Source organism: Acinetobacter sp. YH16053 (genome assembly GCF_013417035.1).
Taxonomy (GTDB): Bacteria; Pseudomonadota; Gammaproteobacteria; order Pseudomonadales; family Moraxellaceae; genus Acinetobacter; species Acinetobacter towneri.
In genome coordinates, this window is record NZ_VPEP01000001.1 from 122192 (window position 1) to 134916 (window position 12725).

Here is a 12725-nt window from a genome sequence, read left to right on the forward strand (position 1 = left end):
TGTGGATAAGTTATTTTAAAACCCAAACATCTGCACCAAGCACCGTAGATAATCTGAAAGCCTTGAGTGGTGCGGATTTAAAAAATCAACACAGAATTAATTCATTATTGGCAGATATTATATTTAAAATAAAATTAGTACTTTATTTAATCAATTTTTTATGCTAAAAATATAGCCGTATTTAAATATTTAACGATAAATAGATCATCGGAAAATAATATCTATGAAAATCGTGCAAGAAGAAAACTTACAGCATGTAGAACATCAACTTGAGCAACGCTATCAGCTCGACCCGATGTCTTGCCTATTTTTTGCATTAGGCATGCTGCTCTCCGCCTACGGCTTACACTATTTTGTGTTCTGAGTTTCACTCATCAACAAGCCTCTATGACTTTTCACCTATTTCTATAAAAAAAACCCAGCTAATTCAGCTGGGTTTTTGCTTTTTACTACTATCAATTAACCGTGACGTTTTGCAAAGTCATCCATAAAGTTAACCAAAGCTTGTACGCCATCTAATGGCACTGCATTATAAATACTTGCGCGCATACCACCTACAGAACGGTGACCTGCCAAGTTCAACAAACGGTTTTCTTCAGCTTCTTGCAAGAATTGTTTTTCCAGTGCGGCATCAGCCAAAGTAAACGGAACGTTCATAATTGAACGGTTTGCGCTATAAATTGGATTCGCGTAGAAATCGCTTGAATCGATATAACCGTATAATAATTTCGCTTTTTCTAGGTTAGCTTGATGAATCGCATCTACACCACCGTTTTGCAATAACCACTCAAACACTAAACCAGACAAATACCATGCATAAGTTGCAGGTGTATTCACCATGGAATCATTTTTTGCCTGTGCTGAATATTTCAAAATGCTTGGAATTTCAGGCTTGGCTTGATCAAGCAAATCTTCACGTACAATCACAATGGTTAAGCCTGCTGGGCCAATATTTTTTTGCGCACCTGCATAAATCAGACCAAATTTAGATACATCTAAAGGTGCAGATAAAATGCTTGATGAGAAATCACATACCAACGGTTTGTCTGTTTCTGGAATATTGGCAAACTGCAAACCACCAATTGTTTCGTTATCTGCATAATGCACATAGGCAGCATCGGCAGATAAGTTCCATTGGCTTTGTTCGCTAATGGCATGCTTACCTTCAATCTGAATACCCGCTTCAACGACATGAATATCGCCATAGCGCTGCGCTTCTTTTAAGGCTTTTTCAGACCAAATACCCGTGTGGATATAATCTGCCTTGTTGTTTTTACCCAACAAATTCAATGGAATCGCAGAGAATTGTAGCGATGCACCACCCTGCAAGAACAATACTTTGTAGTTCTCAGGAATATTCATGAGTTTGCGCAGGTCTGCTTCCGCTTTTTCAGCCATGGCAACATAGTCGGCACTACGGTGGCTCATTTCCATGATCGAAAGACCTTTGCCATGCCAGTCAAGCATTTCAGCTTGAGCTTTTTCAAGTACGGCAGTCGGTAATGCTGCAGGACCAGCACAGAAGTTGTACGCGCGCATGATTTTTCCTTTCAGAGTGAAACACAATAAAATGATGGCATTTAACCATATCTGGCAGGGTCTTGCACAAAATTATTTCAATCTATGAGCCAAGATAGAGTCAAAAAATCAATGTAGATTCGAGGGATAAATTTACTAAATCAAAAAAAGAGGTTGAAATGTGTGCGACAATATCTGTCGTAAATTGATCAAAAAAACCACCCACTACTCCTAATTAAATGATATTTTAAATAAATATTAAAGGAGAAATAAACAATGACAACATTCCTCAATCACTTTAAGGTAGATAAAAATTTACTTGAAGTTGACTTCTTTGACCCTAATCTGGAAACAGATACTCGCTTATACATTGATAGTTATTATTTAACTCGTTGTGAGAACATACATTCCAAGTCTGCTCTGACTACTCAGCAAAATTTTATGAAATGTTTAATGGAAGCTCTTAAAGAAAAAGATGAAATTAAAGCAAGAAAATTATGCTCCCATTTTCCTGAGCCCAAATATACTGGCATTGGTGCAACTAAAGAAGGAGTAAATGGCAAAGGATCACACGATATTAAAGTTGAATATATACTCACATGCTTAAAGTCTTCTCAGGCAGCTCAGACAGGCTTATTAGAAGATCTTGAAGAATTAATATTAGTTGCAGATGGTATAGGTCCGGACACTATTTCAGATATAACGACTAGGGTCTGTTGACATTTCATAAATGGCTTGCGCTGTAGGCTAAAACTGAGCAGATCTGGCATGAAACGCAAGGAATAGCGAGATTATTGCTAAGTTTCATAACGCAATCTGAGAAAGTTTTAGCCACAGCCTTTCAGGGCGAGCATATTTTTTGCTGCTATTGCGTTATGTGCCAGTCATTTAAAATGACTAAATTTCCTGTCCCATGCCTTATAGCAGCTAAAAAATATGCGTTGCCGCAAACATAGACGAATTGTCAACAAACCCTAATATTTGCTTTAAACATTTTGCAGAATATACATTAGAACAATGTGAAAAATTAGGTATAGAAACGACTGAAACAAAAGAGGCTATTCATTTCTTTTGTGCAATCGATAACGAATGGAAAAAATCAAAATTTTCACTTCCTCACGCTCCTTGGGGGCCTAATAAAGTTGTTGGACCTGTAATTTTGTTACCTCAAAATATCTTGAAATCTATGATTAGCTATAAAACTAATTATTTTTTCACTAATATTAGACCTCTTGCGAAAGTAAAAAATTGTTTATACTCATCTCATGAAATATGAAAATTTAACAAGATTTAATGATGAAGAATTTAAACGACTTGTTGGAGTTCCTCGTCCATTATTCTTAAAAATGGTATCAGTGTTACAACATGCTGAACTTGCCAAGAAAAAATCTGGAAGACCTCATTCGTTGTGTTTAGAGGATCAATTGTTGTTAACTTTAAATTACTTACGCTGTTATAGAACTCAAATTGAGTTATCCGCCGACTATAACCTAGCTGAAAGTAATGTGAATCGTACGATTCAGAAAGTTGAAAATGCTCTGATTCAATCACGGATTTTCGCATTGCCGAAAAGGAATCAAAAGTTTAATGAGGGGGATTATGTAATCGTTGATGTTACTGAGTCACAAATTGAGCGTCCCAAAAAAACAAAGAAAATTCTATAGTGGTAAAAAGAAGAAACATACGCTAAAAACACAGGTCATTTTTAACCCCCAATTAAAGCAAATTGTAAGTATACAGATTGAAGATGGCAGAAAACACGATCTGAACATTGCGCGTAAGCATTTGAAGGAGATGATTATTTATCCTTATATCATGGCAGATTTAGCCTATAAAGGATTTCATCAGATTAAGAGTAAGTTACTCATTCCAATCAAGAAACCTAACAATTTATCATTACCCCAAATAGCAAAACAGATCAACCAAGAAATCAGTCGGCGTAGGATCACAATTGAACATATCAACGGCAAACTTAAACATTTTCGGATATTAACAGAACGCCATAGAAATAGACGGAAACGATTTGGTCTAAGAATGAATTTAATTGCTGGAATGGTGAATTGGATGCTCTTAAATTAACTTTCGCAAGAGATCTATTGCCACCCCTTTATTTAAAGAAGAAGTTTTACGTAGAGATGCTTCAGCAAGCTTTATTTATTCTTTAAAATCTGGTGAGAAAAGAGTGAATGTAAAAAAATGCGAGAGCAACATCCTGAATTTCGAGGGGGGAAAAAGCAATATGGATGAATTAATCGCAAAAAATCCAAGACTTTTAAAAGAATATAGAGAAAAAGTAGCTAAAAAACGCTATTTAAAAAGAAAAGGTAAAAAAAGAAGATTAGAGGACGCATAAGCGTGCTTTTTATAGACAAATGTACAAGAAACAATACTATAACTTTACACTAGTTCTATCTGCGAACCTTTGATTTATACTAGCGGGATAACATTACCGGCTTTAAATCAGTTTAGCGACTTTATGAACTTAAAGAAAAATAAAAGACAGCTTGTCTGGGGTTTAAATCTGCTTGCATCTATGATGTATGGCAGCTTTGCTCATGCACAGAGCATCAGCTTTCAGGATGCTGAACGTCAGTTGTTGCAAAATTCTTATAGCAGCCAAGCCTATCAAAGTCTGGAACAGGCTTCAAAACTTGAAGCTGAAGCAGTAAAAGGCGTAGGTCTGCCACGTGTCGACCTGAATGTTCGTGCCTATGCCTTTCACAGTGAAGTCGATATTCCATTAAAGCAATTTAAAAATAATCTGGAGAATTCACTCTCTCAAGGCGTGAATGGCCGGCTTAATGAGTGGGAGGCCAGTAATGGCGTGGATCTACCTGCAGGTATTACCGATCCACTGCGTGATGGACTTAACAATACTATTCATAGCGGAGTTGGTCTGATTCCGGATACGTCTAATGTCATCCTTGAAGATCAGGTGATTCGCCCCACTGTTTCCGTGATTATGCCAATATATACTGGAGGCCTCACCCGTAGTGCCAAAGAAATTGCCAATATTCAGGTCGGTCGTAGTCAGCTCAGCAACAAACAGCAGCAAGATACGCAGCGTTTTGAACTGATTCAAAGTTATTTTAATGTGCAGCTCCAAAAGCAATTGCATGCAGCTGCGCTGTTTAATCTGAATGCCATGCAGCAGCATTATCGCAATGCCTTAAAAATGGAACAGCAAGGTTTTATCAGTAAAGGCCAGCGTATGCAATTTGAAGTGGCACGTAATAATGCCGAGCGCAGCCAGCAAAATACGCAGGCCAATTTGAATGCTGCGCTGTTCCAGCTGAATAATCTGCTTCAGGAAAGTAGCATCACTGAGCTTTCGACGCCTTTATTTGTCAATAAAACCGAGCCACAGGCCTTAAATCATCTGCTAAAAACTTTTAGTCAGAACTCTGCGCTGATTCAAAAAATGCAGCTGGATACCCAATTGGCCCAAGCCAATGTGAAAGCCCAGCAAGCAGCGAAAAAACCAAATGTATTTGCTTTTGGCGAATATAGTCTGGATCAAAATGAAAACTGGATTGTCGGGGTTGCCGCACGCTATAACCTGTTTTCCGGGATCGATAAAAACAAGAATATTCAGGCTGCCGAACTCAAACGCTCTGCAACAGAACTGCTTACTGCACGCACCCAGCAGGAAATTGAAAATCTGATTTATAAATCTTATAGCGAAGCACTCAGCGCACAGCAAAGTGATGCACTTCTGGCACAAAATTTGAAAGCCGCACAGGAAAATTTACGCATCCAAGAATTGTCCTTTAAAGAAGATATGGGCACCGCCATACAGGTCATCGATGCACAAAATATGCTGAGCGGACTACGAGCCGAAACTGCCTTGAATGCTTACAAATATGTGATGTCACTGGCCACACTATTACAAAGCCATGGCTCGATTGCAGAATTTCCGAACTACATCCAACATACCAACACTCACTATATTCGCTAATGGAGCCGAACATGAACGAAGATCAAAAACCCAATGATCCTGTGAATGAAGTGGCTTCATCCAGCGATACAGAAAAATCGCCTGCGCAACAGGTAGAAACAAAAACTGAAATAGAAAACAACGCGACGACTTCGACCGAGCAACAACAAGCTCCTGAAATCGCTAAAAAGAAAAAATATTTATTGCTCGCCCTGATTCCAGTTCTGCTGGCAGTCATCGCATTTGGATTATGGAAAAGCTACCAACCGGCTCCGCTTGAATTGCAGGGTCGTGTAGAAGCTGAAACAGTTCAGGTGGCGACCAAAGTGCCAAGCCGTATTGAAGAAATTTATGTAGAAGAAGGTCAGCGAGTCAAAAAAGGCGATGTGCTGGTGCGCTTAAACAGCCCGGAAATTCAGGCCAAAAAACAGCAAGCCGCAGCGGCTTTACAATCTGCGCTGGCCTTACAATCGACTGCTGAACGTGGCTCGCAAGAAGAAAATATCGCCAGCCTGTATGCCAACTGGCAATCGCTGAAAGCACAGCAAAATTTAGCCAAAGTTTCTTATGAGCGTGGTGCAAATTTATTGAAGGAAGGTGTGATTTCACGCCAGCGCCGTGATGAATTGTATGCAGCCAGTCAATCAGCGGCGCAAATGACAGAAGCAGCGTATCAGCAATACGCACGTGCCAAACGTGGCAGCACCTCGCAGCAAAAAAGTTCTGCCGATGCACAAGTAGATATTGCCCAGGCTGCGCTGGATGAAGCCAATGCTTTAGAAGCAGAAACCCAATTAGTAGCACCTGTAAACGGAACGGTGTCTAAAACCTATGGCAAAGTCTCGGAGCTGGTAGCCACCGCAGTCCCTGTGGTCAGCCTGATTGAAGATCAAATGTGGGTGAGCCTGAATATTCGTGAAGACCAATATGCCCCATTTCAGAAAATGAGCAGTATTGAAGGTTATATTCCCGCCCTAGATAAAACCGCCACTTTTCAAATTAGACAGATCAGTGCTGAAGGTGAATTTGCCACCATTAAGACCACACGTCAAACCGGCGGTTATGATGTGCGCAGTTTTAAGCTGCATCTTGTACCCACACCAGCGATTTCTGAACTGAAAGTCGGGATGAGCGTGTTATTTAAACTGAAAGAGACCCGATAATGTGGACGGGTATATGGCGCGAACTGCGCTATTTGCTCAGCGAAAAATGGGATCTGTGTCTGGTCACGCTGGCACCTGCACTGGTGATTATTTTATTCAGCAGCATGTTTGCTCAAGGGAAATCGGATCATTTACCGATTGCGATTATTGATCAAGACCAGAGTGCGCTGAGTCAAAGCATTTATCAACATGTGGCGCTGAATCATACTCTTAAAATTGCTACGGTGTCGGAACAAACAGCTGAAATTGAGCGCCTGTTAAATCAAAATAAAATTTGGGGTTATATCCATATTCCAAGCGGTGCCGAGCAACGTCTGGTTCGTGCCCAGGATGCTGACATCAGTATTGCTTTTAACCAGAGTTATTTCAGTATTGGAAATACCATTTCCTCGGCCATGCTGGTCAGTACCCTACAAGCACTCGCTGAATTTAGCGGACAGCAATATCTGGGCAACCGACTCCCCTCTCTCGAAGCACCGTCACCGCATATTAAAATATCTCCGCTGTATAATCCGCAGCTGAATTATGAATTCTATCTGGAACCCTATGTCATTCCGGCAATTCTGCATTTACTGCTGTGTTGTTGTGTGGCATTTTCCGTCGGTCAGGAACTGAAGCGGCAGACCTTAACAAGCTGGATTAGCAACTCATCCATCTGGATGGCATTGCTGTCTAAGAACCTGATCTATGTGGCTATTTTTAGTCTATGGACCTGGATCTGGATGTTCTGGCTGATTGAAATTCGCGGCTGGTTTGTTGCCGGCTCGCTCGCTCTGATTCTATCGGCACAATTTCTGCTATATAGCGCTTATGCATTTTTAAGCAGTGCAGTGGTTCTGGCAACCAAAGATTTAAGTAAATCTTTTGGCATCATTGCGGTCTATGGTGGTTCATCTTTAAGTTTTGCCGGTGTGACTTTACCTTTAAATAATGCGCCCCTATTCACCCAGTTCTGGTCCAATATTATTCCGTTTACGCCCTATGCCAAATTACAAACTGAACAATGGGTGATTGGTAGTCCATTGCATATTTCACTGCAAGCTGGATTCATGCTGCTGATCTATGCCCTAGTTTACGCTCTGCTGGCTTATCTGTTTCTTAAAAAAATAGTTAAAGGAGCAGTCCAATGAAATCCCTCTGGTTTTACTATCTGCAAAGCTTTAAGGATATTGTCAGTCACGGCACGATCTTTACCACGCTTATTCTATCCGTCTTGTTTTACAGCTTTTTTTATCCAACCGCTTATCAGGCACAGCAGGCTGAAGCCTTACCGATTATTATTGTCGATGAAGAACAAAGTAACTTAAGCACCCGTATTATTGGTCAAGTGGCACAAAGCCCCAATGTGGAGATTGAGGCGATTACCGGCAATTTTTCCGAGGCCAAACAATGGGTGGAATCACAAAAAGCCGATGGTATTTTACTTCTGCCAGACAATTTATCGCAAAGCTTAAGGCATGGTGAAACAGGTGGCATTGGCCTGTATTTAAGTACAGCCAACTTTTTAGTAACCAAACAAATTGGTCTGGGCTTAGCCACATCAGTTGAGCAAACTTTGGCAGATTATACTGAACGCTTTGGCAAGGTCTCGGATTTTTCACCTGCCCTTTCTGTGCATCAAATTCCTTTATTTAATCCGCTGTCCGGCTATGGCAGCTATGTCTTTCCTGCGGTTGCACCTTTAATTATCCACCAAACCATTCTTTTGGGTTTGAGTATGCTGATTTTGGTATATCGGGAAAGAAAAATAGAATTAAACACAAATGCATTGATTGGGATGTGTTTAGCGGTCTTCACCATTGGTTGTCTGGGATGTTTCTATTTATTCGGCTTTAGCTTCTGGCTATTTGATTATCCGCGCGGTGGCAACCTGCTCGGGATGCTGCTGGCTGTTGCGGTTTTTATCTACACGATAATTGGCATGACCTGCTTATTTGCTAGTTTTCTGGATCTGCCGGAACGTGCGGGGCATGTCATTGTATTCACTTCTATTCCACTGTTCTTTTTATCTGGTGCGGCCTGGCCGCATGCTGCCATGCCCACCTGGATGCAAGTCGTTGGCGAAATCCTGCCCTCTACCCAAATTGTGCAGATGTTTATTCAACTCAATCAGATGGGTGTGCCTACAACACTGATCTTGCCTAAATTGCTCTATCTTGGAATGATCGGTAGCTTGTGCTTTTTTTTGGCTTATCGACGTTTAATTTCTGGTCATCAAAGCAGATAGAGCATTATAGCAATGCTCCTATTCCACTTATTTACCCGATTCGCCAAAGACTTGAATATTGAAATTATGAATCTTGTTGCTACCATTCGGCTTGTCAAAACTAACATCATACTGAACCAGATTTTCTGGATAGGCAATTTCATAGCTGACCTTATATTGCCCAAGCTGATCGGTTGCTTCTTCAATCTCTTTGGTCATTAAAGTCTTAGACTTGTATTCACCTTGAGGAATTGAACGTGAAAAGCGTTTCATCAGCTTTTCATTGTCCTTAAACTGGGTTTGCAACTGCGGCTCTAACTGATCCAAAAACTCGTCATACTTCCCATCACGCAACTCCTCATAGGCTAGCTGTGCCGCCTTTTCCTGTTCAGGACTCGGATCTGGAATATTGTCCATTGAATTACAGCCACTCAATGCAACCGCTGCTGCCAACAACATTAATTTGGTTTTCATCGCTTACCCTTATGCAGTCAACGTTTATAAAAAAGGACGCCGAAGCGCCCTTTTTATCAGTAAAAAACTTATTCTTCTACTGAATTTTCACCGTCTTTTTCCACTTGCTCAGTTTCAGCAACTGCATCCGTTTCAGCCACTAAAGATTCTGCACCTTCAATCGCTTCAACAAACTCGTCTTCTTCAACAGCTTCAATCGCTTCTACACCCACCAGTGTTTCGTTTTCACCCAAGCGGATTAAACGTACACCTTGTGCATTACGACCTGTTTGCGCCACTTCAGAAGCGCGAGTACGCACTAATGTACCGCCATCAGAAATCAGCATCAGTTCTTTGCTTTCATCAATAGCAACTGCACCGACCAATTCACCATTACGTTCAGAGGTCTTAATGGCAATCACACCTTTACCACCACGTTTTTTGGTTGGGAAGTCGTCTACAGGTGTACGCTTACCATAACCATTCGCCGAAGCACACAAAACTTCGCCTGTTTCTGGTACTACGACTAGCGATACGATACGGCTGATGAGTGCTGAATCTGAACTGTCTTCATCATCGCCATCGACTTCTACATCTTCGACATCTTCAACTTGTGCTGAACCGAAGCTGACACGCATACCACGTACGCCTTTGGCCGCACGACCCATTGAACGTACATCGGTTTCAGCAAAACGAATCGCTTTACCTTCATTGGAGAACAACATAATTTGCTGTTCGCCATCGGTAATTGCAACACCAATTAAAGTGTCTTCTTCATTCAATTCAATGGCACGTAAACCATTCGAACGTACGTTACTGAATTGTTCCAATTCAACACGTTTCACTGTACCTGATGCCGTTGCCATAAAGACATAAAAGTTTTTACGCAAGGCTTCTGCTTGTGATGCAAATTCTGCAATGATCTCATCGTCTAAATCGGTTGCAGAAAGCTCTACACCCAATTGTTTCAATTGCACACGCAATGCATCAGATAAATCATCACCATCTGCTAATTCAGCAAAGGCAGCTTCTAATTCTGCATAATGTGCAGCAATGATTGCGTTGGTTTGTAGATGTGCCGCATTGGCTTTCACATAGCTACGGAAGTCTGCCAACCGCTCAGTAAATTTCTTCGGCGCATCAATGACAGGTAAAATCGCGGTGATGGTTTCGTTGGCATCTAACGGCAACAAGTTCACCATTGGACGACCTTTCGCACCACGCGATGCCTGTGGCACTTCAAACACTTTCAGACGGTAAACTTTACCCACATCGGTAAAGCACAGCACCGTTGCATGGTTAGATGTCACGATTAAATGCTGCACATAATCGTCTTCTTTCATCGACGTTGCAGATTTACCACGACCACCACGACGCTGTGCTGCGTAATCTGATAATGGCTGAGTTTTTGCATAACCTGTTTGTGAAACTGTCAGTACCACTTGTTCTTCTGGAATTAAATCTTCACGCGAGAAATCAATGCGAGATTCTACAATTTCAGTACGACGTGCATCGCCATATTGTTGCAAAACTTGCGCCAATTCTTCACGAATCACGCCCATCAAAAGATTAAAGTCATTCAAAATTGCAGTTAATTCAGCAATTTGTGCCAAAATTTCAGAATATTCTGCATGTAATTTGTCTTGTTCTAGACCTGTTAAACGATGCAAACGTAATTCTAAAATTGCGGTCACTTGCGCAGGTGATAAACGATACACCTGACCATCTAAACCAAATGGGCGGTTAGGATCTTCACCTTCAATTTCGTCTGGACGTACAGAAACTGAACCAGCTTTTTCTAATAATGCGACTACACCGCCTGCTGCCCATTCGCCTACCTGTAAACGCTCACGCGCTTCGGCTGGATTTGCAGAAGATTTAATGGTTTCGATGATGGCATCAATATTGGCCAATGCGACGGTTAAGCCTTCTAAAATGTGCCCACGTTCACGTGCTTTACGCAACTCGAACATGGTACGGCGGGTCACCACTTCTTGGCGGTGACGAATAAATGCCGCAATAATATCTTTCAGGTTCATCAATTTTGGCTGACCATTGTCTAGGCAAACCATGTTGATGCTGAATGAGTTTTCTAATTGTGTATTCAAGAATAGGTTATTCACAATCACTTCAGCGTTTTCACCACGCTTCAGATCAATTGCAATACGCATCCCTTCTTTATCAGACTCATCACGTAGTTCTGAAATACCTTCGAGTTTCTTCTCTTTTACCAGTTCAGCAATACGCTCAATGGTTTTGGCTTTATTGACCTGATAAGGGATTTCAGTAAAGACGATGGTGGTACGACCAGACTTTTGATCTTCTTCAAAATGATACTTACCACGAATATGCAAACGGCCTTTGCCTGTACGGTAAGCATCGACAATGCCTGATTTACCGTAGATGATGCCACCTGTAGGGAAGTCTGGACCAGTAATATGTTCCATTAGCCCTTCAATTGAAATATTTGGGTTGTCTGCATAAGCCAAACATGCATGCACCACTTCAGTCATGTTATGCGGTGCCATATTGGTCGCCATACCCACCGCAATACCTGCAGCACCATTGACCAATAGGTTTGGAATACGAGTTGGCATTACTTGAGGAATACGCTCAGAGCCGTCGTAGTTATCTTCCCAATCGACGGTGTCCTTTTCTAAATCGGCCAACAATTCGTGGGTAAGTTTGCGCATACGGACTTCGGTATAACGCATAGCTGCAGCACTATCGCCATCAATCGAACCGAAGTTACCCTGACCATCGACCAATTGATAACGCAAACTGAAATCTTGCGCCATGCGAACAATCGTTTCGTAAACTGCATAATCACCATGTGGGTGATATTTACCGATGACGTCACCGACTACACGGGCAGACTTTTTGTAAGCTTTGTTGTAGTCATTGCCCAATTCGTGCATTGCGAATAGCACACGACGATGCACAGGTTTTAGACCATCTCGTACATCTGGCAGCGCACGTGACACAATCACGCTCATCGCATAGTCTAAATACGAGTGCTTGAGTTCATCCTCAATGGCAATCGGTCTAATTTCCGATACGCTCATGCATACTCCTTATTCTGCAAACAAATTTTGCTTGCATTTTATATGTCGTAAAACTTGCAAATGATTAGCCTGAAATGCAGGCTAAAAATAAAATCTAGCGAAAAATTATAGCATATACGCCTGTGTTTTTGTGCTTTAGAGATGATCTTAATCTTGTTAATTTACTTAAATTTAACGGTGATTTTTTAGGCAAAAAAATATTCACACCCAAGAAACAAAAGTGCTTCATATTTTTAAGAGTCACGTCAAAATATCTTCAACATATACTTGCTCGATATGTACCCACATATACGCTAAGTTCACATAATGTACTTAAAACCAATCACTGCATCTTAATTAAAAAAAGACAATAAAAAACGCCTCTATGTTATTCACATAGAGGC

The 12725-nt window shown here is 41.2% G+C and carries 11 protein-coding genes; 8 read left to right on the forward strand and 3 right to left on the reverse strand.

Annotated features, from left to right (window positions below; all coding sequences use genetic code 11):
* Positions 1-223 precede the first annotated feature (223 nt).
* Positions 224-364, forward strand: a complete 141-nt coding sequence (locus FTV43_RS00595) for a hypothetical protein (protein ID WP_004971840.1) — start codon at positions 224-226, stop codon at positions 362-364.
* A 95-nt stretch (positions 365-459) separates the two neighbouring features.
* Here the strand turns inward: FTV43_RS00595 and serC are convergent, their stop codons facing one another.
* A complete protein-coding gene (serC, locus tag FTV43_RS00600; RefSeq protein WP_004971842.1) occupies positions 460-1539 on the reverse strand; it encodes a 3-phosphoserine/phosphohydroxythreonine transaminase in 1080 nt (359 codons plus the stop codon).
* A gap of 255 nt (positions 1540-1794) precedes the next feature.
* Here serC and FTV43_RS00605 point away from each other — a divergent pair, with 255 nt between their 5' ends.
* The 7 genes from FTV43_RS00605 (at position 1795) to FTV43_RS00635 (ending at position 8845) form a co-directional block, all read left to right on the forward strand.
* On the forward strand, positions 1795-2238 hold the full coding sequence (locus FTV43_RS00605) for a hypothetical protein (RefSeq protein WP_004971845.1): 444 nt from the start codon (positions 1795-1797) through the stop codon (positions 2236-2238).
* A gap of 241 nt (positions 2239-2479) precedes the next feature.
* Positions 2480-2794 carry a hypothetical protein gene (locus FTV43_RS00610; RefSeq protein WP_179994642.1) on the forward strand — a complete coding sequence of 105 codons (315 nt, stop codon included), beginning with the start codon at positions 2480-2482 and terminating at the stop codon, positions 2792-2794.
* A protein-coding gene (locus tag FTV43_RS00615) for an IS5 family transposase (RefSeq protein ID WP_167845880.1) occupies positions 2784-3597 on the forward strand; the annotation gives its coding sequence in 2 pieces (ribosomal slippage) (positions 2784-3170 and positions 3172-3597; 813 coding nt in all). The genes FTV43_RS00610 and FTV43_RS00615 overlap by 11 nt, the downstream gene beginning before the upstream one ends.
* A 397-nt stretch (positions 3598-3994) precedes the next feature.
* Entirely contained in the window at positions 3995-5476 is a 1482-nt protein-coding gene (locus tag FTV43_RS00620) for a TolC family protein (RefSeq protein ID WP_168370507.1), read from the forward strand.
* An 11-nt stretch (positions 5477-5487) separates the two neighbouring features.
* Entirely contained in the window at positions 5488-6618 is a 1131-nt protein-coding gene (locus FTV43_RS00625; RefSeq protein WP_005252470.1) for an HlyD family secretion protein, read from the forward strand.
* Positions 6618-7748, forward strand: coding sequence for an ABC transporter permease (locus tag FTV43_RS00630; protein WP_004971855.1), 1131 nt, complete (start codon positions 6618-6620; stop codon positions 7746-7748). The genes FTV43_RS00625 and FTV43_RS00630 overlap by 1 nt, the downstream gene beginning before the upstream one ends.
* Complete coding sequence (locus FTV43_RS00635; protein ID WP_096901141.1) at positions 7745-8845, forward strand: ABC transporter permease; 1101 nt, start codon at positions 7745-7747, stop codon at positions 8843-8845. The genes FTV43_RS00630 and FTV43_RS00635 overlap by 4 nt, the downstream gene beginning before the upstream one ends.
* 27 nt (positions 8846-8872) lie before the next feature.
* On the opposite strand, the gene FTV43_RS00640 is transcribed toward FTV43_RS00635, so the two are convergent.
* Entirely contained in the window at positions 8873-9298 is a 426-nt protein-coding gene (locus FTV43_RS00640; RefSeq protein WP_179994643.1) for a DUF3887 domain-containing protein, read from the reverse strand.
* Positions 9299-9366: 68 nt separating this feature from the next.
* Positions 9367-12342 carry a DNA gyrase subunit A gene (gene gyrA / locus FTV43_RS00645; protein ID WP_179994644.1) on the reverse strand — a complete coding sequence of 992 codons (2976 nt, stop codon included), beginning with the start codon at positions 12340-12342 and terminating at the stop codon, positions 9367-9369.
* Positions 12343-12725 lie beyond the last annotated feature (383 nt).